This window comes from Xanthomonas sp. NCPPB 1068, assembly GCF_041479385.2.
In the GTDB taxonomy this organism is placed as follows: Bacteria; Pseudomonadota; Gammaproteobacteria; order Xanthomonadales; family Xanthomonadaceae; genus Xanthomonas; species Xanthomonas cannabis.
Genome location: NZ_CM192986.1, coordinates 3,471,581 through 3,496,110, shown reverse-complemented (window position 1 = coordinate 3,496,110; position 24,530 = coordinate 3,471,581). Strand labels below are relative to the sequence as shown.

The 24,530-nt window shown below is 65.2% G+C and carries 15 protein-coding genes and 2 pseudogenes; 6 read left to right on the top strand and 11 right to left on the bottom strand.

Features of this window, described 5'->3' with window-relative positions; translation table 11 throughout:
• Nucleotides 1–16: 16 nt before the first annotated feature.
• The 8 genes from ACCQ12_RS14760 to ACCQ12_RS14725 all read right to left on the bottom strand — a co-directional run bounded on the left by ACCQ12_RS14760 (nucleotide 17) and on the right by ACCQ12_RS14725 (nucleotide 11,529).
• On the bottom strand, nucleotides 17–976 hold the full coding sequence (locus ACCQ12_RS14760; RefSeq protein WP_372382073.1) for an SEL1-like repeat protein: 960 nt from the start codon (nucleotides 974–976) through the stop codon (nucleotides 17–19).
• 175 nt (nucleotides 977–1,151) lie between these two features.
• A complete protein-coding gene (locus ACCQ12_RS14755) occupies nucleotides 1,152–2,348 on the bottom strand; it encodes a type III PLP-dependent enzyme (RefSeq protein ID WP_372382072.1) in 1,197 nt (398 codons plus the stop codon).
• Entirely contained in the window at nucleotides 2,345–4,114 is a 1,770-nt protein-coding gene (locus tag ACCQ12_RS14750) for an IucA/IucC family protein (RefSeq protein WP_372382071.1), read from the bottom strand. Before ACCQ12_RS14750 ends, ACCQ12_RS14755 begins: the two co-directional genes overlap by 4 nt.
• Nucleotides 4,092–5,264, bottom strand: coding sequence for an MFS transporter (locus ACCQ12_RS14745; protein ID WP_372382070.1), 1,173 nt, complete (start codon nucleotides 5,262–5,264; stop codon nucleotides 4,092–4,094). The genes ACCQ12_RS14750 and ACCQ12_RS14745 overlap by 23 nt, the downstream gene beginning before the upstream one ends.
• Entirely contained in the window at nucleotides 5,261–7,054 is a 1,794-nt protein-coding gene (locus ACCQ12_RS14740) for an IucA/IucC family protein (protein ID WP_372382069.1), read from the bottom strand. Before ACCQ12_RS14740 ends, ACCQ12_RS14745 begins: the two co-directional genes overlap by 4 nt.
• Nucleotides 7,051–8,277, bottom strand: coding sequence for a siderophore biosynthesis protein PvsA (locus tag ACCQ12_RS14735; RefSeq protein WP_372382068.1), 1,227 nt, complete (start codon nucleotides 8,275–8,277; stop codon nucleotides 7,051–7,053). Before ACCQ12_RS14735 ends, ACCQ12_RS14740 begins: the two co-directional genes overlap by 4 nt.
• Nucleotides 8,278–8,631: 354 nt before the next feature.
• Nucleotides 8,632–10,767 carry a TonB-dependent receptor family protein gene (locus ACCQ12_RS14730; protein ID WP_372382067.1) on the bottom strand — a complete coding sequence of 712 codons (2,136 nt, stop codon included), beginning with the start codon at nucleotides 10,765–10,767 and terminating at the stop codon, nucleotides 8,632–8,634.
• The gene (locus ACCQ12_RS14725; RefSeq protein ID WP_047695569.1) at nucleotides 10,768–11,529 is read right to left on the bottom strand and encodes an HpcH/HpaI aldolase family protein; all 762 of its coding nucleotides are present in this window, start codon (nucleotides 11,527–11,529) and stop codon (nucleotides 10,768–10,770) included.
• A gap of 336 nt (nucleotides 11,530–11,865) precedes the next feature.
• Here ACCQ12_RS14725 and ACCQ12_RS14720 point away from each other — a divergent pair.
• The 5 genes and pseudogenes from ACCQ12_RS14720 (at nucleotide 11,866) to ACCQ12_RS14700 (ending at nucleotide 15,437) form a co-directional block, all read left to right on the top strand.
• Nucleotides 11,866–12,443 (top strand): annotated as a pseudogene (locus ACCQ12_RS14720) (hypothetical protein).
• 23 nt (nucleotides 12,444–12,466) lie between these two features.
• Nucleotides 12,467–12,645: pseudogene (locus tag ACCQ12_RS14715) on the top strand (lipase); the annotation flags it as partial.
• Nucleotides 12,646–12,949: 304 nt separating this feature from the next.
• Nucleotides 12,950–13,528 (top strand): hypothetical protein, encoded by a 579-nt coding sequence (locus tag ACCQ12_RS14710; RefSeq protein WP_372382066.1) that lies wholly within the window; start codon nucleotides 12,950–12,952, stop codon nucleotides 13,526–13,528.
• 56 nt (nucleotides 13,529–13,584) lie between these two features.
• Nucleotides 13,585–14,838: a Tle-like phospholipase domain-containing protein gene (locus ACCQ12_RS14705; RefSeq protein WP_372383627.1), complete on the top strand. Its 1,254-nt coding sequence runs from the start codon at nucleotides 13,585–13,587 to the stop codon at nucleotides 14,836–14,838.
• Nucleotides 14,839–14,867: 29 nt separating this feature from the next.
• Complete coding sequence (locus tag ACCQ12_RS14700) at nucleotides 14,868–15,437, top strand: relaxation protein (RefSeq protein WP_372382065.1); 570 nt, start codon at nucleotides 14,868–14,870, stop codon at nucleotides 15,435–15,437.
• A gap of 157 nt (nucleotides 15,438–15,594) precedes the next feature.
• Here ACCQ12_RS14700 and ybaL read toward each other — a convergent pair whose 3' ends face one another.
• Nucleotides 15,595–17,292, bottom strand: coding sequence for a YbaL family putative K(+) efflux transporter (gene ybaL, locus ACCQ12_RS14695; protein WP_184385501.1), 1,698 nt, complete (start codon nucleotides 17,290–17,292; stop codon nucleotides 15,595–15,597).
• A gap of 727 nt (nucleotides 17,293–18,019) precedes the next feature.
• Here ybaL and ACCQ12_RS14690 point away from each other — a divergent pair.
• On the top strand, nucleotides 18,020–19,213 hold the full coding sequence (locus tag ACCQ12_RS14690) for a cytochrome P450 (protein WP_372382064.1): 1,194 nt from the start codon (nucleotides 18,020–18,022) through the stop codon (nucleotides 19,211–19,213).
• Between the two features lie 142 nt (nucleotides 19,214–19,355).
• Here the strand turns inward: ACCQ12_RS14690 and ACCQ12_RS14685 are convergent, their stop codons facing one another.
• Both ACCQ12_RS14685 and ACCQ12_RS14680 read right to left on the bottom strand, forming a co-directional pair.
• Nucleotides 19,356–21,755: a TonB-dependent receptor plug domain-containing protein gene (locus ACCQ12_RS14685; protein ID WP_372382063.1), complete on the bottom strand. Its 2,400-nt coding sequence runs from the start codon at nucleotides 21,753–21,755 to the stop codon at nucleotides 19,356–19,358.
• Nucleotides 21,756–22,072: 317 nt separating this feature from the next.
• Nucleotides 22,073–24,460 carry a TonB-dependent receptor plug domain-containing protein gene (locus ACCQ12_RS14680; RefSeq protein WP_372382062.1) on the bottom strand — a complete coding sequence of 796 codons (2,388 nt, stop codon included), beginning with the start codon at nucleotides 24,458–24,460 and terminating at the stop codon, nucleotides 22,073–22,075.
• Nucleotides 24,461–24,530: the final 70 nt, after the last annotated feature.

Below are 24,530 nucleotides of genomic sequence, written 5' to 3'. Positions count from 1 at the left end.
CAGCACCTACGCATGGCTACTGCAGCGGGTGATTGGAATGTGGTGGTGGCCTCCGCACTGCAGCGGTGCGTGGCGTTCTCCTGAGTGCGCTTTCACGGAGAAACCGGATGCGTTCTGCGTCTCTCTCAAGAAACTTCAGCTGTGCCGGAGGGATAAAGTTGCGCTTGATCACTGCTTCGAAATCTGGAGCGTTGCACAGCCCAGATATACAAGCGGCGTCCATGCGGAATGAGCCGGGGCCACAGCTTGCGCCCGCACGACAGGCCGCAAGCTCCCATGCATACTCGGAATAATCCGCGCCCGCCGGATGCCCATAGTTTCCAAGCTCGATCGGTATCTTCGCCAAGGACAGCATGTCGCCGAGTGCGAAAATTGCGTCAGGATCTTTACTTTCGAACGCCTTTTCGACGAGCGAGCGATAAGTGGCCTCGTCCGTTTGGCTGTCTGGAGCTGACGCAACCTTGATTTGTGCTATCAGGTCTCCCCGCTTTGCTGCCTCCGCGTACCACAGTTGATGAGCGATCAGTGGAATTTTCTTGCCGTTGTCAATCGAGTTGCAGTAGTGCGAAAACCGCTTGCCTGTGGCGAAGTAGCGGCCTGCATTCTGTTTGTCCGCATCCGCATACATTTTCAACATGCTGTTGAAATTTTCTGGAGAAATGCTGTACAGAGCGCAGCGCTCGTACATCTCGGCAAGCTGCCGCTGTGCGACTGGGTCGCCTGCTTCTGCTCTGGTCCTGGTGTCGTGAAAATCTTGATCGATCTGTCCGCTGGATGCCGATGCCCAGCTCTTCTGGCGGTGCGCAAGAGAATTTCCATCGACTTGGACAGAATTTAGAGTGCTATCGTCGTTGGTCGCACCCTGTGGAGCTGATTGAGATGGCATTTCCCCGGCAACCGGGGTTGTGCGCATGAGAAAAACCGCAAGTGCCGTCAGGAACAGCGCTGCCAACGAGATCGAAACACGCTTCTTCACCGAAACTCCATTTATCGGCCTCTAGGACCTGGTCAGTTGGCGTGATTTGCCCGGGAAATTTCTATGAAGATCAATAAAGCTATGTCGACCGACTGAGCTTACTGCAGCCGCCAATAGATCGCAGGGCAGGCTTGTCAGTTGCAGCCTCGAGCATTATTTGTGCGCGATTCGTAAGTCAACCCACCACCGGCAAAAACAGCTGCTGCGGTGGCGGGTGCATCAGGAACTGCTGGTGCGAAATATTCCAGGCGTAGGCGCCGGCCAGCGGAAAGGCCAGGCAGTCGCCGGGGGCCAGTGCGGCGACGGGTTGGTTGCGGGCCAATACGTCCTTGGGCGTGCAGAGCTGGCCGACCAGGGTGACCGCGGTGTCGCTGACGACCGGCGGGTGCGCCCCGCGCAGCACGCGGACCGGGTGGTCGTGCGCCTGCGCGGCCGGCGTGCGGAAGTGATGGGTGCCGCCGCGCGCGATTGCAAACCAGGCGCCGTGGCTGCGCTTGAGGTCGAGCACTTCCATCAGGTACCAGCCGCAACTGGCGCTGACATAGCGGCCCGGCTCCAGGCGCAGGCGCACCGCATCGCCGTGCTCGCGCAACAACGCCGGCAGCCCCGCGCAGAAGCCGGCCCAGTCGAACGAGGCCTGCGGCGTCAGGTAGTCCACGCCGAAGCCGCCGCCCGCATTCACCCTGAGCGGCCCGAGACCGTAGGCGTGTCGCCACTGCTGCACGGTGCGCAGGTAGGCGGCGATCAGGTGCAGCTGCGCGCCGGCATCGCGCTGGTGCGACATCAGGTGGAAATGAAACCCTTCCAGGCGCAGCGCCGAGGTTGCGCGCAGCAGCTGCATGGCGGTGTCCAGGTCCTGCGGGTCGAGCCCGAACGGCGAGGGCTGTCCGCCCATCATCAGGCGCGTGCTCTTGGCGCCGGGCACGGCGATGTTCATGCGCAGGAACACCGGCACGCAGCGGCCGGCAGCCGCGGCGATGGCCGCCAGGCGCTGCAGCTCGCCGAGGCTTTCCACGTGCACGCTGCAGTCGGGCAGGGTCACCGCCTGGGCGAGTTCGCTGTCGAGTTTGCCGGGCCCGCCAAACAGCAGCGCTGCCTGTGGTTGCTGTGCATGCAGCCAGGCCAGTTCGCCACCGGATGCGGCCTCGAAGCCGTCCACAAGCGGCGCGAGCGTGCGCAGGATCGGCGGCTCTGCATTGGCCTTGGCCGCGTAGAACAGCTCGCACGGCGCCGGTAGCTGCGCGCGCATCCACGCCGCATGCGCGTGCAGCGCGGCCAGATCGTAGACATACGCGCAGACCGGGCCATCGCTGCTGGCGCGCAGTTGCGGCAACGCAGCGATGACGCGGCCCGTGTCGATCTGCAGGCTCACGCCGCCACCTGCCGTGCGCGGACGAGCGGCGCGATGGGATTGGGCAGGGCGGTGTAGTCGGATTGACGGTCGGCGCGTTGCAACAGACGGGTGCCGAGATTGTTCTTGCCCGGCAGCGGCGCGCCGTCGATCAACCCCTGCAGCGCGGGCTGTGCGCCGTGGCGCTGCTGCCAACGCACGGCAATCTCTCCCACGCGGCGCCACAGCTGCGCTTCGAGCGTGCCGTCGCCTTCGGTCAGATGGAAGATGGCCTCGGCCAGGTTGTTGACCAGGGCGCAGTAGGCCACGCGGTTCCAGCCTTGTTCGGGCGTGTAATACAGCGATTGCCGCGCGCGCTCGCCGACGCCGTGCAGCCGTGTCGGTGGCCAATGGTGGGCAAGCAGCTTGGTGCCTTCCAGGTCGCGAATCCACACCCGCGTCGGCCACCCGTCGGCAAACCCGATCACGGTGTTCTGCAGATGCGGCTCCAGGGCGATGCCATGCTGGAACAACGCGCTCCACACGCCGTCCAGCAACACGCTGGCATAGGCGCCGAACCAGCGCAGTGTGGCGGTGCGGCGATCCATCGGCGTGCGGCTCAGCGCCTGCAGCTGGCGGGCGCAGACGCTATTGCCCTGCGCATCGCAGGTAAACAACGCTGCCGCCACCTGTGGCTGCCAGTGCGCGCGCTGCGCGGCGGGGATGGTCTTGCGGTACAGGATGCCGAAGCTCTCCGACAGGTTGCGTGCGGCGTGCGGGTCGGCGTCGTGCAACGCGCGATCGACCTGCGCCACATCCAGCGAGGTTGCCGCAGGTTCCAGCATCACATCGAAGCCGGGCACCTGCGCGGCCAACGCTTGCCAGCTCGGCGCCAGCAGCTCGGTGAGGGCGACCGCACTTTCCAGTTCGTACCAGGCGTTCTTGCGCACGCAATTGGTCAGGCGCACATGCACCGAGCACTTGAGGAAGTACTCCAGCGCCGGGTGATACAGCGTGCGTACCGACGAGGTGGGGCGCAGTGCAGCGCCACGCAGGCCGACCGGTGCGATGAGGCCGCGCGATTGCAGCGTGCGTAGCAAGGGGTCGTCCAGCAGGCGTTGCGCCTCCCACGGATGGCAGGGATACAGCGCCGGGTCGCCGGACAGCTGGGCCAAGCTGGTGCGCACGTCCTGGCCCTGAACGCGCAGCAGGCGCGGGTCGATGCGGAACCAGAACAACTGGAACTGCGCGCGCGCTTCCGGGGCGCAGGCCAGCACCTGCTCCAGTGCGACGCCTTCGCGGCTTTTGGGCGTGGGATGCAGCGCATGCCCCCACAGCATCGATTGCTCCGCATCGATCATGGCCTCGCCGCTGGCCGCGCTGCACTGGGCCTGCCGCAACAACGCCGCGGTGACCGCCACGCTGTTGGCGCTTTGTGCCAGCAGCTCCGGATTCACCGCCTGCCTGCTGCCCAGCGATTGCAGCAGGCAGCGTGCCAGGGCGTGCGCATCCAGGCTCTGCCACGGCTGGCCGGCGCTCTTGAGAAACGGCGTGGACGCAAAACGGCAGCGGCCCAGCCGGTCGGCATGGGCAATGCGCACGCACAGCGTGCCGGCGGCGCCCAGCGCGATGCGCAGCCAGCGCTGTTCGGCAACCCGCGGGCCGGGGCGATCCAGCCCGCGGTAATCGAAATCGGCGGCATGTTGCGGGATGGCGAACTCGCGCAGGTAGCAGTTCAACCAGCAACTGCAGGCCTGGGCGTCGGCCATGCTGTCGTACCAGGGGTCATGCATCGTGTGCAGCGACATCGGCAGATCTCCTCGAAGGAAAGCGCACCAGGACGGTGAGCGCAGCAGCGGCGGCCGCCAGCGCGGCGGCCAGGAAAGGGCTGGCCGGGCCGGCGGCCTGGGCCAGCGCACCGGCGGCGGCGCCGGCGGCCACGCCGGCCCACTTGCCGCAGGCATCGAACCGGCCGAACAGGCGCCCGGCGCCGTGGCCGTTGGCGACCAGGGCCAGGCTGCGGTTGAGCCCACGCAGGCCGAACAACATGCCAAGGCCGAACAGCAGCCGCGCCGCCACCAGCGCGATGGCGTCGTGCAGCAGCGCCTGCCACAGGCAGGCAAGCGCAAACAGCAACAGCCCGGGCACCAGCCATGCATGGCCATCGCCGCGCCGCCACCACGGCAGCACCACCAGGTACACCAGGTGCGGCAGGCTGTAGAGCAGGCCGGCGAGCGCATCGTGGCCGGCGCCACGCGCGAGTGCGTAGGGAATGAAATACGGGAAGGTCACCACCATCGCGAAACAGAACAGGAACTGCGCCAGCAGCAGCGCAGGCCATGACGCTGGAGTGGCCTGCAATGGCGCCGGACCCGACGCGGCGCTGCGTGCGGCCACTGGCCGTGGTGCCGGGTGATCCGCCGGCAACCGCCAGGTCAGCGCGAACGCGATCAGCGGCAGCAGCGCGAGCGCGCGGTACAGCGATTGCGCCGGGCCCAAGGCAAGGGCCAGCCCCAGCAGCGCGGGTGCGCTCACCATTGCCAGCCGTGCCGAATACTGGGTCCAGTCCAGTGCACGCGCCAACGGGCCGGCCTGCGGCTGGCTGGCCAGATAGGCGTTGGCCGCGGCCAGCGAGCCGCCGCAGCCGCCCTGCACGACCAGGCCAACCACCAGCCAGGGCAGCGACGGTGCGAAGCCGGCGATGGCAAAGCCCAGCGCCAGCCCCAGCTGCGCGCGCAGCAACGAACGCTTGCGCCCGTAGCGGTCGGCCAGCCGCCCCCAGGTGCCGGCCGTCAACGCGGTGCACAGCGTCGGCAGTACGTACAGCACGCCGCTCCAGCCCACCGCCGCGCCCGGTGCCAGTTCGGCCAGCACCTGCGGCAGGAACAGCGGCATGCCCAGGGCAGTGAAGGCGGCCAGATAGTGCGCTGCCAGCACCGGGCCGAGAATGCGCTTCATCGCCCACCACCGGCCTGATGGCGCGGCTGTTGCGCAAACGCAATGCCGAACGGATTGGGCGCGCTGTTGCCGTAGAACTTGTTGATGTCGCTCGCACCGGTGAGCTGCTTGCTGAGCAGGCTGCCGGCACTGAGCAGGTACTTCACCGGCAACCGGGGCATGGCGAGCAGGTCACGCGCGGGCGCGGTATCGATGCCCTCGGCGTGCAGGTGTTCAAGCGTCCGCGCGAGCTGCGCCTGCAGCTGCGCCGCCAGCGGCGCGCGCAGCGCCGGCTGCCACTCGGCCAGGCCTTCCAGCACCGCCTGCAGATCCAGTTGCAGCACGATGGTGCAGAACATCTGCGCCAGCGCCTGCGCATCGTCCACCGCAATCCGCGCATCGTGCAGCGGGCCCAGCGTGTCGATGTCCGGCAATTGGGCGCGCAGTTGCGGCATGGCGATCCGCGCGGCGTCGTTGTCCTTCATCAGCAGGCGGGTGCGTTGGCCGTGGGCATACACCAGCACGCTGTTCTGCTGATTGGCTTCCAATGCAATGCCGTAGCGCAGCCATAGCCGCAAATGCACCGCAAGCAGCAACTCGGTGTAGTCGCGCCACCAGGCCTGCACGTCGCCGTGGGCGAACTGCTCGGCCAGGTGGATCGCCATCGGCCGGCCATCGGGCAACAAAGCGCACAGCGCGGCCACCGGCACCAGCGTGGCGTCGTCCAGGGGCGGATACCGCCGCAGCAGATAGGCCAGGTGCCGGGTCTGGCCCACATGCCCGCCATGCGACTCGTCCACGAACACGCACCGGCCCCGTAGGGCGCTGTCGTGCGCATCGATGCGACGCAACGCGCGCTCCAGCCAGTGCCCGTCGTACAGCGTGGACGGTTTGATCAGACGCAGGTTCAGTGCGCCCAGCGTGCGCATCGGGATCGGCAGCTTGAGGTGCAGGTGCGGCTGCTGCACTGGCACCAGCGTGCGCACCGACAGGGTGGGGCGCACCTGCAGCCATGCCCGCGGTGCACGCACCGCACCGGCCGGAAGCTCGAAGCCGGGCTGTTCCAGTCGTTCCCACACCAGCGGATGTACCGGCCAGGCCAGGTGGGTGTGCGCAAGCGCCGGCGGCAGGCCGAGCGTGGCCATGTCCGGCCACAGCGCGGCCGGCGGCGTGCTGGTGCAGCTGGCCAGTGCATGCGGGATCGCCAGCCAGCGCAGCGCGAAGGTGGGCGCAAACTCCGGCGCGTAGTCGCGTAACTCCGATGCCTCCAGCCCGGCCTTGGCGCGCGCGGTGGGATAGAACGGATGGTCGCGGTAACTGGCCAGCTGGTCGCAACGGTAGGCGCGTTCGGCCGGGTCTGCGTGCTGCAGGGCGGTGGCCAGCGCCGGTGCCTGCGCATCATAGGCCTGGCGTGCCAGGCCGCGGTGCGCTGCGGCGCAGTCGGCCTCGTCGGCATAGGCGCGGTGCAGCTGCATGGTCTGCGCATCGAGCTCGGCGCCCATGCGCTGCAGCCAGGCCCGCGCGCCCTGTTCGAGTTGCGCAGCGTCGGCCGTCTGCACCACCCAGCGATCGCTGCAGGCGCTGAAGTCCTGCAGCACGCCGCCATGGTGGATCGGCAGCCACAACGTGCCACCGGGCAGATGCGTGATGCGCCACCAACCGCCCACCGGGCCGGGGTCGGGCCACTGCGCCAGCACGCCCGGGTCGGGCGTGGCCGCCTGGCCGCGGCTGACGATTCCGCGCAGATCCTCGCGCAGGCAGGCGTCGATGATGCGGGTGGTGATGTAGCGCTGGTCGTCGGCGCGGCTCATGCGTGCACCTGCGCGGTGTCGATGCGCCAGTGCAGACCGGCCTCGGCCTGCACCACCGCCTGCTCCAGCGCCTGCGCATTGCTGGCCACCGCACTCAGCACGCCCAGGTAATCCTTGTTGGAATGGCTCAGCTGGATGCGTTCGCCCGGTGCGCGCATGCGCCGGTACTGCACGTCGCTGTGCGCGTCGCGATGGCGGCGGTCTTCGCTGGCGGTGACCAGCTCGCCTTCCGTTTCGGCCACGTAGTAACGCAGCAGGGCATGCGCACGCTCGCTGCGCAGCTGCGGCAGCGGTTGGCCCAGATGCGGCGCCAGCGCAGCGGCGAACCAGTGCCCGCCGAACATGCCGTCGAGCAGGAATTCGCGTCGGTCGCCGATGCTGCGGTAGTTGATTTCCACCAGCACCGGGCCCTGGTCGGTGAGGATGAATTCGCTATGGCACAGGCCGAAGTTGACGCCGAAGGCACGCAGTTGCTGCAGCGCCTGCGCAACCACTGCGGTATCGACCCGGGCATCCCACTGCGCTTCGCACTCGACAAAATGCGGTGGCGGCGACAGGCGCACCCTGAAGCCGCCGATGGCCTGCAGCGTCTGCCCGTCGCCCAGCGTTTCCAGCGTGAACAACGGCCCCTGCAACATGCCTTCCAGCAGCACGGTGCGCTGCGGGTGGCGCTGCCAGACCTCATCGAGATAGTCCTGCAGGTGCGTGGCATCGGCGCAATGGCGCACATCCAGGCTGGCCACGCCTTCGCGCGGTTTGGCCACCACTGGCCACGGGATCTCGTCCGGTGGCGCGGCGCCGGGCGCCAGGGTGCAGAACCACGGCGAGGGCAGGCCGCGTGCACGCAGGCGCTGCCGCATCGCGGCCTTGTTCTTGGCCGCGTAGCAGACCTGCCAATCCTTGCCCGGCAACCCCAGGCCGGCCGCAACCAGCGCCGTGCTGGTCTGCAGATGATCGCTGTTGCTGAAGACCGCGCGTGGCCGCAGCGCGGCGTCGTGCAGCACATCCAGCACGCCGAGCGGATTGAACACGTCGCATTCGATCACCCGCTGCGGCGCATGCGTGGGGTGGTCGCGGAAATAGGCCAGGTGATCGAGCCGATGGTCGGTCAGCAGCCACACCGGAATGCCTTGCGCGTGCGCGGCCGGCAAGAAGCCATCGGTGATGGCCGGGTGGCAGACATGGGTGAGGATCACCAGGGGGGCGTCGGGTACAGCATTCATGGCAGCTCTCGTTCGACAGGGCGGTGGGGAAACCGATAGGTAAACGGGCTGCCTGGCGCCGCGAACGGGCGTTGGGTGGCCTGCGATCCAGCGATCGCACTGCCGCATGCTGCGGCGCTGATGCGTGCCTCATGCACGCCATGTGGTGGGCGATGGCGATGGCGTGAGCGCCATGGCCATCGTGGTCGACCACTGCCCCTGCACAGTGGTCGCGTCGTGCCGCTGCGGGTTGCTGCAGCGACGCCGATCAAGCGATGCCGACATCGGCCAGGTGTGCGTGCCGGTGCAGAACCGCAACGCGTCTCACGCCGCGTGCGGCTTGCTGCGGCCCGCACCGCGCACCGGGCGCAGTCGTTAGAACGTGTACTCCAGGCCGGCAGTGACGGTGCGGCCGGGCGCGGCCTGACGGCCCCAGGGGCTGGTGTCCACGCCACGGAACCAGTACTGCCGGTCGAACAGGTTGTTGATCGCCAGCGAGGCGCTGAATTTCTGCCCATCGCGTTCGAACAAGGTATGGCTCACCTGCGTGTTCCACACCATGTACGCCGGCAGCTGGCCCACCGAGGCGATGGCGTTTTCCTGCACGGTGTTGGCGGCATCGCTGAAGGCCTTGCTGAAGTAGTACCCCGACAGCGCGACAGTGGTATGACCGAGCGCGTAGGTGCCGCCCCAGGTGATCTGATTGCGCGAGGTAAACGGCACGCGCAAGCCACGGAATGTTCCCGATTCCTGGCTGGCATCCAGATACGCATAGCCGGCGTTGAGGGTGAGCGCGCGCAGGTTCTCCGGGCTCCATTGCAGTTCCACCTCGCCCCCTTGGTGGCGGGTCTTGCCCAGATTGCGGAACACGCGGGTGGTGTTGTCCAGCTGGATCTGCTGATCGAAGTCGATCAGGTAGGCGCCGACCTGGATACGGGTGCGGTCGTTGGGCTGATAGCGCGTACCGGCTTCGTAATTCCACGCCAGCTCGGCATCGAGATTGTTGCCGAAGATGATCTGGGTGACCTGTGGCGCGCGCATGGAACGTTGCCCGTCCGCATACAGGAACCACTGTTCATTGGCCTGGAAACCCACCGTCAGCCCCGGCAGCACGTCGCGAGTCTGGTTGAGCGTGCTCACGCCGGTGGCGTGGTTGAAATAGCGCGAATCCAGGCGCTCGTAGCGCAGGCCGGGCGTGATGGTCAGGCGCTCGTCCGGCAAGGTGATGGCATTGCTGACATACGCCGCGAGCGCGCGGTCTTCGAACTGCCAGTCGCGCACCGTGGTGAACAGGCCATCGCGCAGCCGCAGGTTGCCGACCAGGAAATCGATGTCCTCACGCACCGCACGCACGCCGGCCGTCCATTGCTGCCGCACGCCGCCGGCACTGCCCATGCTCCAGCTCAGGCGCGGCTCGCTGCCCACCACGCGGAAGTCGCGCGGCGCGGTCTGGCGCAGTTGCGGCGGCAGGTCCGACCGCCAGGTTTCGGTGGCGGCCTGGCGCATGCCGACGATGAAGTTGCGGCTGCTGCGCGCGCCGAAGTTGGTCCAGTCCAGGCGCACGTCCTGCAGCGGGCCCCAGTCGCCCAGCAGTTGCTCATAGCTCAACGACGCGCGCGTGGTGCGGCCGTTGAAGGTGTCCAGCGGGCGCGTGGCCTGGCGCGGATCGCGGCGATAATCGGCCGGGCTCAGGGCACCGGCCAGATCCATGTCCACCAGGTAGCGCTGCACGCTGGCCTTGAGCGACTTGGTGTCGTCCAGCCACCACTCCGCACGCACGCGCAGACTGCTGATGTCGGTGTCGCTATGCGCGCGCCAATAATCGCCGTAGGTGCGATTGGCATCGACCTGCATGCCGAAATTGTCGCTGAGGTAACCGCCGCTGCTGAGCGCGCTGTCCTGCAGGAACTGGCCCTGGCCGCCGGCGGTGACCTTGTGCGCCAGCGTGGTGCTCCACTCGCTGGGGATCTCCTTGCTGACCAGATTGATCACCCCGCCCACGTTGTTCGGCCCGTATTGCACCGCCGCGCCCGCGCGCACGATGTCGATGCGGTCGATCTGATTCAGCCCCACCGGAAACAGCGACAGGCTGGTTTGCCCGTACGGCGCCAGTGCCAGCGGGATGCCGTCTTCCAGCACCTGCACGCGGCCGCTGCGGCTTTCGTACAGGCCGCGCAGCATGAGCTGCGGCAATGCGCCGGTGCCGGTTTCGTCGAAGATCTTGATGCCAGGCACGCGCTGCAGGGCATCGTCGAGCGACCGGTTGCCGCCATTGCGCAGCTGCTCGCGGTCGATCACCTGGCGGCTGCCCGCGTAGCGTTGCACGTCGTCGGGTCTGGAGCGGCCGAGCAGGCTGCCCTGCACCTGGATCGCGTCCAGCGCACGGATCGGCGTCTCGCCATCGAGCCCGGCGGCATCGGGCGTATCGGTGGCGAACGCAGACGGCGACACGCTCAAGGTGAGCGCGGCCATGACGGCAGTGGTCAGGGTGTGGAAACGGAACGTCGACATCTACGGCGTGCTCCTGCAGGCGGGTAGGGAGGCGGGCGCGTCGAACGTGGCCAGATGGCCGCGCAACGCGCGCTGGATCAGGGCGCGGTCTTCGCCGGCCAGCAGCCAGCGCAGATCCGGTTGTTGCAGCCAGTGCGCGCGTTGCGCGTCGGTGCGTGGATTGGGGCAGAACGGCACGCCGGCCGCGCGGCAGTGCGCCTGCAGTTGCAGCAGCAACTCCCACACCTGCGCATGGGTGGGTTGCGGACCCAGGCCCAGATCCAGTGCCAGATCCAGCGCACCTTCCATCACCAGCGCCACGCCGGGCACGGCAAGAATGTCGGGCAATGCGGCCACGCCAGCAGCGCTTTCGATCATCGGCACAATGCGGATGTCGCGGTTGGCCTGCGCGATATAGGTCGGCAGGTCGGTGTTGCCGAAGCCGGTGACGCGACCGCCGGTGATGCCGCGCCGGCCCAGCGGCGGAAAGCGCGCGGCGGCGACCGCGCACGCCATCTGCTGCGCCGATTCGGCGCGTGGCACCACGATGCCGCGCGCACCGGCGTCCAGCACGCGGCCGATCAGTTTTTCGTCCACCTCCGGCACCCGCACCCAGGCTTCGCAGCCGGACAGCTCACACGCGCGGATGGCATGTTCCAGTTGCTCCGGCGCACGCAGCACGTGCTCCAGATCGAGCACCACGAATCCACAACCGATGCGGCCCAGCAGCTCGCACAGCTGCACGCTGGGCAACGCATTGAGAAGGCCGACTGCATACGCCATGGTAGAGGCCGCCAGGGAAACGGGCGCTCATCCTGCGCTTGATGGGAATGATTATCAAGTGTGTCTTTCGGTCTTTTTGGGTAACCAGGAGAGGTGGCTTGACTCGTTGGACTGAATTTGGAGATAGGCATCGATACCGCCGGAGCTATGCCGCCCGATTCGATTAGCAGCACTGGCGTTGCGCCAGGAAAAATATTGTTGCTGTCCAGGAAAGGACGTAGCTTTGTAGAAACAGGGCGTTTATCGGCCAACTACACGATGTATCCCACTTCAGTCGCGCTGCTATGCATTTCCCTCGCGACTTTACTGTGCGCCTGCGGAGCAGAGGAGGCCGCCATGCAATCCAAGGACGTGCAGGCTCGCGACGCTGACGGCGATCCGATCTATCGAAAGAACCCGTATCCAAAGCAGGCCTATCGGGTCACCATGACCATCGAGAATGCGCCAGGACCGTTTGGGTCAATGTCAGGTACAGCCTTTTATGACATGACAAATCGCGGTGAACGTGCGCCGTTCGATCCCGCTTTGGGCATGTCGACAAAACCGAAATAAAACGGAATTTCAATAGTTTTTCAAAGAGTAGACAACGGGGCGTACGTTGCGATCGTTTATTCGGATGGAATGTTGGGTGCGGTTTATTATGGAAAAGGGATTTGTCATTGGGATTTTGGCGGGGTAAGCGTTTCGCTCAAGGCGACCGGTGCACGGGGTGAGGCAAACTTCATGCTACGTCTGGATAAGAAGGATTTTTTTGCTTTTGAACCAATGGCTGTTTTTTTGATCTGGTGGGTATCGTAAGGAAGATGTGGCGGACTACCCGGATACAGTGCTTCCTAGTGTTAGAAGCGTTTAAGAAGGAACTGCGCGACAATCTCTTCAAGGTCACCCTGCAATCTGTAAAGGAATCGCCATGAGTTTTAAAAGTCAGTAATAGGCGGTGCTTGCTCGCGATGGGCCGCGTGAGACTGGAGAAAGAAGCCAGATTATCGATATTGGTGGGGTTCCTTGCCAGCGGCTAATGTATGTGGGCCATCCATCTGGTATCAAGGTATCATTTACCAGAGAAAGGATACCCGCAAAATAGTCGTCGCTCACCGCGGCACCGAGCCTGATCGATAGCTTTCCAAGGATGGAGCTTGCGCTGATGGCAGCATGGTGGTTAAGCGGCATAATCCCTAGGTCGACGATGCAATCGAGCTGATCCAACGGTCAATCGACCGGCGGAGCTTCAGGCAGAGCGCGATGGGCCAGCGGCTGAATCGCGTCCCTGACGAATCTTGTTGAGACGACTATAAAAACGGCGTAGGCTCTGCTATCAAGCATTTATTGGCCAAATCCAATCGTGTATCGCGCCTCCATCACACTGCTATGCATCTCCCTGGCCGCATTGCTGTGCGCTTGCGGAGCAAAGGAGACCACCATGCAATCCAAGGACATGCAGGCCCGCGACGCTGACGGTGATCCGATCTATCGAAAGAATCCGCGCCCTACGCAAGCCTATCGAATCACCATGACCATCGAGAATGCGCCAGGACCGTTCGATTTTGTAGATGGCGCGGCTTTTTATCAGATGACTAACCATACGCTGTGCACCCCGATTGAGCCGATTGCCGGCGTCTGGTCAAAGCAAAAAGAAGATAGTATTCCTGCAGTTTTCAAGAAAATCGATGCCACGACCTATGTTGCGACGATTTTTGCAGACGGCATGATTGACGCAGATTATTATGGAAAGGGCGTGTGTCATTGGGAATTGATGGGTGTCGGCATTTCTTTAAAGGCGAATGGCAAGAAAGAGGAGACGAACTTTTCGCCTAGTCTGGAAAAAGATCAGATTCTAAGTTCAGGCAAAAAGACGACTTATTTTTGGAGGGGTGGCTACCCGCGGGACGAGTTGGAAGACTTTCCAGATACTGGTGAGGGCGATCCTGCTAAATTCAAGGATGAGTTGCGGGGAGAATTGTTTAAGGTGACATTATCTGCCAGGAAGGAAGTGCCGTGACTCTAACTGACCGAGATTACGCAGCGCTGGCAAATGATTCTTATAATCGGCCTGATATGGTTGGATTAAAGAGTCCCGTTATTTCAATTGGAGAGGGTCGATATCAGCGCCTCGAGTATATGGATCGCCCTTCGGGATATCAGGGGGTCGTCTATCGGAGCGTGGATACTAGGGAGGTAATCGTTGCACATCGCGGTACCGAGCCTGATAGACAGCTCTTGAAAGATGGCGCTTATGCTGATGGCAGCATGGTGGTGAAGCGTCATAATCCCCAGGTCGACGACGCCATCGAGCTGACACAACGGGCGATCGAGCTGGCAGAGCGTCTAGCGAAGCGCGATGGGCATAAGCCCGAAGTCACTGTCACCGGGCATTCCCTTGGCGGCGGACTGACTCAGGTCACGGCGCACCATTTCGGGTTGAAAGGACAGACATTCAACGCCTACGGAGCGACGAGCCTGGATCGGCGAATTCCCGAGGGTGGTAACGAGGTAATTAATCACGTAATGGCTGGCGATGCGGTCAGCGCCGCCAGCCGGCATTACGGGCGCGTGGAGATATACGCTACGCCGCAAGAGATCGCCACGCTGAAGAGAGCTGATTACGCCAACGACAATGAAGTGCTGGATGCGCGCCTTCCGTTATTAGCGGCAGCCAAGCTGGGCGATTCGCACGTTATGCATAACTTTCTCCCCGTCGATGCGGACGGCAAGCCGGATCGTTCCGTATTGGACGATCCCGCAACACGTCAGCTCGCGCAGCAGTACGCGCCAATGATCGAGAAGTATCGCGGCGACGTCGAAACGCTGCGGGCGGGCTTGACGTTGTATTCGCGTGGAATCCCTGGCCTTGTCCGTGATGGCGTCGACCAGCTGCGCGGTCCAGCGGAGTCGGGCGCCGGGCGTCGGGAAATGGATGCGCCCAGCTGGCAGCAGCAGATGCAACAATTTCAGCAAGACCGCGAGCGCAGCCATGCGCCACAGACCTGGCAGGTCCCGCTCAAGCAGGATACGCAGGAGGTGCGCGCGGCGTCGCCGACACACGGCGGCAAGCCGTCCTCCCTGCAGGACGACCCCGGCGCATTTCTCGACCGCATGTTGGCCGCCGCACAGAACGGCGACCGTGATCAGTTCCGTCAGATGACTCATACCCTGGCCAACGAACCGCCCGGCCGCGGCTTGCGCGCCGAGGCGGTCGAGGCGGTAAACCAGCAGGAACAACAGGCGGCCCAGCAGGCGATGCAGGCACAGCGGCAACAGGCCGAGTCGCAACAGCAGGAAACCATGCGCGTCGGTGCGCGCAGCCTGTAATCGTCATCACCAGCAAGGCAGGACGCACGATGAGCACACACGACCCGATGGAGCTGGCCAGCAAGACCGCTGCCTTGATGGAACAGTTCGAGCGCCGATGTGCCGAATTGGAGCAACTGCAACGCCGTCTTGCGCAGCAGTTGGAGCAGGTAGCGCAGTCGCTGCCAAATGTAGTGACGCGTTCGGCCGAACAAACGCTACAACGCGTGCCCGACACGTTGATTCGAAGCATCCAGCAGGGGTTGGACCAACCTGTCGCCGGGTTCGAAAAGCGGCTACAGCAAGCGGGCGGTTTGATCGGCGAAGGCGCGCAGTCGCTGTCTGATCAACTCAAGCGTATCGAACGCGGGCAGCGCCTGCTGCTCTGGAAAGGCGCGGCAGTTGTCCTGGGGAGTCTGCTGCTGCTGCTGGTAGGCGGCGGATGGTTACTGAGCCAGTATCGCCAGGAGATCCGCGACAATCAGTTGCGTGCGGAGCTGCTGCGCGCCTACAACGCCGCAGACGTAGTGCTATGCGGCGACCGGTTATGCGCCAATGTGGAGACCAAAGGTGCCGCTTACGGCGACCGTCGTCAGTATCGACCGGTCAAATCCCGCTGATGTCGGCGTCGACTGCGGTCTTGCCTATCGCCTTGCAAAGCGTTGCGCAAACGCTCTGCGCAAAGTAGCTACAACATACTCCATCGCCGACGCCTTGCTTCATGCGCATCAGTTGGTCTGGCGATGAACTAGACGCTACCGAAACAAGCCGCCGGCGTCACGACGCCGGCACATTCAACGCCCGGTACGGCGGGGTGGACATCACCATCTCGGCCAGCGAATAGGCCAGTTCGCGCTCGGCCAGCACTGTGCCGTCGGCGCCGTGTTCGAGCAGATGCTTGACCTCGGTATCGCTGTGCGCGCGCGCCAGCAAGGTCAGCGACGGGTTGATCGCGCGCAGCTTGGCCAGCGCTTCGCCGGCTTCCAGTGGCTGCGGGATGGCCAGGATCGCGATCTTGGCGTGCTCGGGGCGGGCCTCGGCCAGCACCCGATCCGCTGCCGCGCTGCCCCGGATGCCGGGAATTCCCGCTGCATGCGCCTTGGCCACGTGGTCGCCGTTGTCGTCGATCACCAGCACCGGCACGCCGCGGCTGCGTAGCAGCTGCGCCAGCGCGCTGCCGACGCGGCCGTAGCCGATCACGATGGCATGGCCGTCGGCCGGCAACGGCGGGCCAGGCGGCAGCTCCGGTTGCGCCGTGGCCGGTGCGTCCTGCGCCTGCTTGGCCTGCCAACGGTCCAGCCATGAGAACAGGAACGGGTTGGCCACGATCGACAACAGCGCGCCGGCCAGGATCAGATCGCGCCCGGTCTCCGGCAGGATCGCCAGCTGCACACCGAGCCCTGCCAGGATGAAAGAAAACTCGCCGATCTGCGCCAGGCTGGTGGAAATGGTCAGCGCGGTGCCGGTCGGGTGGCCGAAGGCGCGCACGATCAGGAATGCCGCCAGCGACTTGCCCACGGTGATGGTCAGGAACGTGGCCAGCACCTGCCAGGGGTGGGCGATGAGGATCATCGGGTCGAACAACATGCCCACCGACACGAAGAACAGCACCGCAAATGCGTCGCGCAACGGCAGCGAGTCGCTGGCGGCCTTATGGCTGAGTTCGGATTCCTTGAGCAGCATGCCGGCAAAGAACGCGCCCAGCGCAAACGACACGCCGAACAGCGTGGCCGACACGAACGCCACGCCCAGCGCGATGCCGAGCACGGCCAGGGTGAACAGTTCGCGCGAGCCGGTGGCCGCGACCTTTTCCAGCGACCACGGAATCACCCGGCGGCCGATCACCAGCATCGCCGCGACGAACGCCACCATCTTGAGCAGGGTCAACCCGAGCGCGGCCAGCAGCGAAGTGGACTGGCCGTCGTGCGCCGCCGACGGCGCGCCGGTACCGAGCACATCCGCCAGTGCCGGCAACAACACCAACGCCAGCACCATGACCAGGTCTTCGACGATCAGCCAACCCACCGCGATGCGGCCACGTTGGGTGTCCAGCAAGCGGCGTTCTTCCAGTGCGCGCAACAGCACCACGGTGCTGGCCACCGAGAGCGCCAGGCCGAACACCAGGCCGTGGATCAGCGGCCAGCCCATGCTCCAGGCCAGCGCCCAGCCGAGCAGCGTGGCCACCACGATCTGCGCCAATGCACCGGGCACCGCGATCCACTTCACTTCCATCAAATCTTCGAGCGAGAAGTGCAGCCCTACTCCGAACATCAGCAACATCACGCCCAGCTCGGACAGCTGGTTGGCCATGGTCTGATCGGCTACGAAGCCCGGCGTAAACGGCCCGACGCACACGCCTGCCAACAGGTAGCCGACCAGCGGCGAGAGCTTCACCTTCTGCGCGAGCGTGCCAAGGATGAAGGCGACCGCGAGGCCGACGGCGATGATGTCGATGAGGCTGGTGTCGTGATGCATTCCAATCCGTTGTGAGAGTGTCCGGGAGAACGAGGCGGGCAGGCCCAGCCAACGGCACTGCGCCGGGCGTCGCCTGCGGGCATTGCATGGTCATGGCTGAGATCGGCGCGAGGGGAACAGGACCGCGTTGCTGGTCCGGTTGGCCGGACGCCCATAGTACACAGCACATGATTAACGCGATGCGACATGCGGCGCAGGCAGGCAATGCAGCTGCCTGCGCCGCGCAGCGTGCGCAGGGTGGCAACGCACCGGTGGGCATCAGGGTAGTGGCAACTTTTTCGCCACGCCTCGGACCCTCGCCAGGTGCACGACTGGTGGCGCAAGCCAGTGCGCGTGGCGCAGCGCGGCATGACCTGGCGATTTGCGGATGCGCAGGTGACACGCCCGTGCACAGGGTGCGGTTGCGCACACAGTGCTGCATGAGCACTGCGCTGGATGTAAACAGTGCACTTCACGGTGGCGGCCGGTTGCCCACACGCGCCCGACGCGCGCGCCGTCGCCTGCGGCCGCAACGTGCTGCAACCGCGTGTCCGGTCCACGCGCTCGATCACGCAACTGCATCGCTGCAGCACATCGATTCAAGTTTGACGACAAGGCTTCGCGCCCGGGCATGGCGCATGCGCGACGGCGGCCGACAATCCGGGCGTTGCGGCGCACACGCCTCGCATCTTCCCCACGTCCACACCTTGTCGCCGCGCCCGGCGACCAGGCCCCACGAGCCCAGGCCATGCACCTTCGCGATCTCGCTACCCCACAGTTTCGCCAGGACCCTTATCCCACCTATGCGCGCCTGCGCGACGAGGGGCCGCTGGTGGAAGTGGCCGAGCGCCGGCTGATGAGCGGGCGTTACAGCGTGGTCGACAGCCTGCTCAGCGACCGACGCGTGGGCCGCGATTATCTGGAGAGCATTCGCCTGCGCTACGGCAACGATGCGCCGCAGATGCCGTTGTTCCAGGGAATGAGCCGCATGTTCCTGCTGGTCAATCCGCCGGCGCATACGCGCCTGCGCGGCCTGATGACCCAGGCCTTCAGCGCGCGGCAGATCGAGTCCGTGCGCCAGGTGGCCAGCGACACCGCCGCTGCATTGATCGCCAGCTTCCACGCCAACGGCCATTGCGATGTGCTGCAGGAGTTCGCATTCCCGCTACCGGTGCGCATCATCTGCCGCATGCTGGATATCGATGCGGCCGACGCCACCACGGTGGGGCATGCCACCAGCGCGCTGGCCAAGGTGTTCGACCCGATGATGACGCCCGATGAGCTGCAGGCCACCAGTGCGGCGTACCTGCAGTTGGAGCGTTATTTCCAGGACGTGATCGAGCAGCGCCGGAGCGCCGACGGCGATGACCTGATTTCGCGCTTCATCCGCGCAGAGGACGACGGCTGCCGCTTGAGCAACGACGAGATCGTCTCCAACGTGATCCTGCTGTTCTTCGCCGGCCACGAAACCACCTCCAACATGATCTGCAATGCGCTGGTGGCCCTGCATCGGCATCCGGACCAATTGGCATTGCTCAGGCAGAACCCCGCCCTGATGCCCAATGCGGTGCTCGAATGCCTGCGCTACGACAGCTCGGTGCAGATGGCCACACGCACGGTGCTGCAGGAGTTCGAAGTCGATGGCGTGACCCTGCACGAGGGCGCCATGGTGTATCTGATGCTGGGTGCGGCCAATCACGATCCCGTGCAGTTCACCGACCCGCATCTGCTGGACATCCGCCGGCAACAGGGCCGTGCCTTGTCGTTCGGTGGCGGCATTCACCACTGCCTGGGCAACCGGCTGGCCTTGATCGAACTGGAAGCCGCGCTTGCGGCACTGCTGCAACATCTGCCGGCGTTGCGCCTGGATCAACTCGACACGCTGACCTGGAACGACCGCTCCAACCTGCGGGGCGTGGACGCCTTGCTCGCGTCCTGGTGATGCCATGGCAAGGCATGGCCGCTCGTAGCGCGCAGGCCGATGCAGGCGTCGACGCGAACAAACAGGCATCACCGCCGACCGGTGATGCCTGCACCCCTGCGCCGACCGACGTGTCGGTCAGCGCAGGCGACTCGCTCGCCGATCAGAACCGGTAGGTCACGCGGCCATACCAGTAACGGCCATTGAAGCCGAACGGCGATAGCGACGAATACTGCAGGCCGCCGGCGCGGTCGTCGTAGGCGGTGGTCAGCTGCGCCTTGGTGGGGTACTGGTTGGTGAGGTTGTCCGCGCCCACGGTGAAGGTGAAGGCGTCCCAGGTCTGGCTGGCGGCCAGATTCAGCAGCCAGCGTGCGTCGTAGGTCTGGTCCTGGCTGCCATCGGCCGGGTCGCTGATGCGCTTGATCGCGCCGTAGCGGGTGGCATTGAAGTTCAGCGCAAACCCACCGATCGACCAATCCGCGGCGGCCATGTACTTGGTGCGCGGCGTGGCATCGGTGAGCAGGCCCTGGCTGGCGCGCCCGAAGTTCGGGTTGGACAGCTCCAGGATGGTGGTCTTGTTGTAGTTGGCGCTGGCACTGAGATTGAGCTTGCCGTAGCTGCCCAGGTCGGCCTGGTAGCTGTTGATCCAGTCCACGCCGCGGGTGCGGCTGGTGGCGCCGTTGACGAAGAACTGCACCGCCGCCACCTGGCCGATCGGCTGCGCCAGCTGCAGCTGGTCCGAATACAGGATCTGGTCCCAGATGCGGATCTGGTAGACGTCCAGGCTGGAAGTGAAGTCCGCGGTGGGCTGCCACACGCCACCCAGGCTGTAGTTGGAGGATTTTTCCGGGCTCAGCGGGCGTGCGCCCAGCGCCACCGCAACCGGATCGGAGGTGCGGTAGGTGCCCACCTGAACCAGCTCGCCGTCCTGGATCAGGGTCACCACCGAGGCGTAGTTCTGCTGTGCCAGCGAGGGCGCGCGGAAGCCGTTTGAGACGGTGGCGCGCAACGCAAACGTATCGGTGAAGGCATAGCGCGCCGACAGCTTGCCCGAGCGGGTGGAACCGGCATCGCTGTACTTCTCGTAGCGCCCGGCGATGCCGCCGGAGAGCTTGTCGGTCAGATCCGCTTCCAGGTTGGCGTAGACCGCATTGCTGTGGCGGCCGAAGCGGCCTGCCACCGACGGCTCCAGGCCGGAGAACACCTGCGCGCCACCGGGGTAGGGGGCGCCGGTGTCGGGATTGATGGTGTTGGGGTCGAAGAAATACGAGTCCGGCGAGCCGGCGGTGATCTCGTAGCGGTCCTGGCGATGCTCGGCACCGAAGGCGACATTGACCGGATAGGCCAGGCCCCAGTCGAAGGACTTGTTGATGTCCAGATTGACCACGCCCTGCTCGGTCTCGAAACCGCCGGAATTGAAGCGGGTCGGCGAGCTGCCGGTGGTCCAGTACAGGTTGGTATTGATACTGTCGAGGATGTTGAAGCTCATGTCGTTCTTGCCGTACGTGGCCGACACGTCCCAGTTCCACTCGCTGGCGGTGGTGCCCTTCAGGCCCAGCACCGCGGAGCGGTCGTTGACCGGGTTGTAGATCTGCGGCAGGAACCCGTTCGGATACACCGCCTGCACGTTGCGGCTGGTGTTGTCGAAGGCGCGGTAGTAGCCGTTGGAAGTGACTTCGCGCCGGCTCGCGCTGACATGGCCGTACAGCTCCACGTTCGGCGAGAACGCGTAGCCGAAGGCGGCCAGCCCCTGGTAGAAGGTCGAATCCGGATCGCCGTGGCGCTGGTAGGGCACGCCGCCGGGGTTGGCCGCACCGGCGATGGTGGTGGCGCGGTTGGTGTTCTCGCTGCGGTTGGTGTCCATGGTGTTCTGGTAGTTCCAGGACAGCCGCACCCAGCCCGGTGCGCTATCGCCACCGGTGCCGCCGAACGGCAGGCCGATCGAGCCGTCGATACCGTTCTGCGCGCCATCGCCCTTGTCCATCAGGCCGCCGTTGATCGACACGCTGTTGCTGCCCGCATCGGCCCCGTGCTTGAGCACGATGTTGACCACGCCGGCGATGGCATCGGAGCCGTACTGCGCCGAGGCGCCGTCGCGCAGCACTTCGATGCGTGCAATCGCCGACATCGGCAGCGAGTTCAGATCCGCCGGCGCCGAACCGCGGCCCACGTACGGGTTGTAGTTGATCAGCGAAGAAGTGTGATAGCGCTTGCCGTCCACCAGCACCAGTACCGCGTCGGGCGAGAGCCCGCGCAGCGTGGCCGGGCGGGCGGCGTCGTTACCGTCGGAAATCGCCGGGCGCGGGAAGTTCAGCGAGGGCAGCAATTTGCCCAGCGCGGTAGCGATGTCGGTGGCGCCGGTGGCCTGCAGCGATTGCTCGGTGATGATGTCGATCGGCGATTCGGATTCGGCCACGGTGCGGTCGCTGACGCGCGTGCCGGTGACGATCAGGGTGTCCAGGGTTTTCTGCGGTTCGGTCGATTGCGACTGCGCACTGGCAGCGAACGAACAGACCGTGAGTGCGACTGAAATCGCCAGCGAAAGTGCGTTGGAGGTGTGCATGGGAATCAAGGCTCAAAGGGGATGATGGAACAGCGGTGACGCGTGTGATGCAGGGGAATGCAGCGGAGTGCGCAGGCTGGCCTGCCTGCAAGCCGCGCGTTGCAGTGGCGCAGACGGAAGCAGCGGCGGCGATCTGCAACGCAGGTGTGACGCGGCAGGCATCCTTGCCGGGCGCATCCGTGCGGGACATGACGATCCATCTGCGGTGTGACGCAATGGCCGGCACGTGCATGGCGCACGCGCGACGGCGTTGGCAACGCATGGTCCTGCGTTGCCGTGCAAGGCAGGCGCCGGTCGCTACCGACCGGCGCAGCCCATCACCACTTGTAGTTCACGTTGGCGTAGACCAGCGCACCGTTGAAGCCGAACGGCGAGGCGCTGCTGTAGGGCAGGTAGGTGCGCGTGCCCAGGCCCGCTTCCTGGCGGTCGGGATATTCGTTGAGCACGTTGTCGCCACCGACGGTGAAGTTCCACGCGCCCAGCTTGTAGGACGCGGCCAGGTCCAGCGTCCACTTGGCTGCATAGGTCTGGTCGCTGCCGGCGTTGGTGCCGAAGGTGCTGAACTCGCCCCAGCGCGTGGCGGTGCCGGTGAACGACCAGTTGCCCGGCGACCACGTGCCGCCCAGGAAGAACTTGTCGCGCGGCGTGCCTTCGGTGATGCGGCCCAGTTCTGCGCGGCCGATGCGCACCGCTCCCTGGTCGATGGCTTCCAGTGCAGCCGGGTTGGCGGCGATGCGCTCGACTTCGGTCTTGTTGTAGTTGTAGCCGGTGGTCAGCTCCGCGCTGCCGCCATCCAGGGCCCAGCGGTAGGTGCCCACCGCATCCACGCCCTGGGTCTTGGTGTCCACCGCATTGGTGAAGTAACGCCCGCCACCGATGCCCGGGAAGCCGTTGGCCTGCAGATAGTTGCGCGCAGCGGTGGAGGTGAGGTTCTCCGACAGCACGATGCGGTCATCGATATCGATGCGATAGGCATCGACGGTGATGTACAGGTTATCCACCGGCTGCAGCACCACGCCCAGGCCGTAGTTCTTGGATTCCTCGGCCTTGAGCGGTTCGGCGCCCAGTGCGATCGCGGCCGGGTTGTCGGTGCGGAAGGTGCCGATCTCGAACGGAATCGCCGTCACGCTGCCATTGGGCTGGGCTACGTTGAGGAACTGCGTGGCGATCGACTGGAAGTTCTGCTGCTGCAGCGACGGGGCACGGAAGCCGGTGGACGCGGTGGCACGCAGCGCCACCTTGTCGGTGAACGCGTAACGCAGCGACAGCTTGCCGGTGGCGGTGTCGCCGAAGTCGCTGTACTTCTCGTAGCGCCCGGCCAGGCCGGCCGACAGCTTTTCGGTGAGGTCCGCTTCCAGGTCCACGTACGCCGAGTGGCTGTTGCGGTTGTAGTAACCGGCATCGGAGAGCTTGAAGCCCGGGAACACCTGCGCGCCCGGAATCAACGCCCCGTTCGCGGAGGGAATCCCGCCGTTGGCCGATGACGCCGCATCGCCCGGCGACTGGTTGAACTTCTCGCCGCGCCATTCCGCACCGAACGCCAGCGTGACCGGATAGGCCAGGCCCCAATCGAGCGTCTTGGTGAAGTCGGCGTTGAGCACGTTCTGCGTCACTTCCAGCGTACCGGCGTGGAAGTCGGTAGGGCTGGCCAGACCCAAGCTGTTGTTCAAGCTGTTGCGCACATCGAAGGTGAGATTGTTCTGGCCGTAGTTGTAGCTCAGATCGATGTTCAAACCGCCCTCGGTGGAGGTCTTCAAGCCGCCCACCCACGACACGTCCTTGCTGACGTTGTAGATCTGCGGCAGGAAGCCGTCCGGATAGATTTCCGGGCGGTTGCGGTTGTCGCCGGCAAAGCGGAAGTAGCCGTTGGACAGCACTTCGCGGCGGCTCACCATGCCGAACGAGTAGAAGGTCAGGTAATCGGTGGGGCTGTATTCGCCGTTGAACGAGATGGCGCCCTGGTCGATCTCCGGATCGCCGTAGCGCTGCTCCACGCGGCCGCCGAACGGCAGCGCGCGGTTGGTCTGGTCCGAATGCCCGGCCTGCGCGGCCAGGTGCACCTTGCCGGTGCCGGCGAAGCTGAAGCCGGCATCGCCGGAGAGCTGATATTGCTCACCGTCGCCGGCGCTGTACTTGCCATAGCGGCCATTGACGCTGCCGCCTTCGCCGCTGCCCTTGAGCACGACATTGATCACGCCGGCAATCGCGTCCGACCCGTATTGCGCCGACGCGCCATCGCGCAGCACTTCGATGCGCTCCACCGCCGCGATCGGAATGGTGTTGAGGTCGGCCGGCGAAGAGCCGCGCCCCTGGGTGTCGTTGAGGTTGATCAGCGCAGTGCTGTGATAGCGCTTGCCGTTGACCAGCACCAGGACCTGATCCGGCGACAGGCCGCGCAGCTGTGCAGGACGCACTGCGTCAGAACCGTCGGAGATGGCCGGGCGCGGGAAATTCAGCGAGGGGATCGCGCGTGACAGCGCGGTTGCCAACTCGGTGGTGCCGGTCGATTCCAGTGCCTGTGGCGAGATGATGTCGATCGGCGATGCCGATTCGGCCACGGTGCGGTCGGCCACACGGGTGCCTGTCACGATCAGCGTGTCGAGGGTTTTCTGCGCAGGAGCCTGTGACTGCGCGGCTGCGGTTGAAGCGGAAAACGACAAGGCGACAACGACAGCGACTGCGAGTGGACTGGACTTGCAATTCATGCGGTGACAACTCCGAGTGGGGAACGGATGCAGCGCAGTGGGCCCCCTCCCAGGCCGCGTCCGTGGCGGC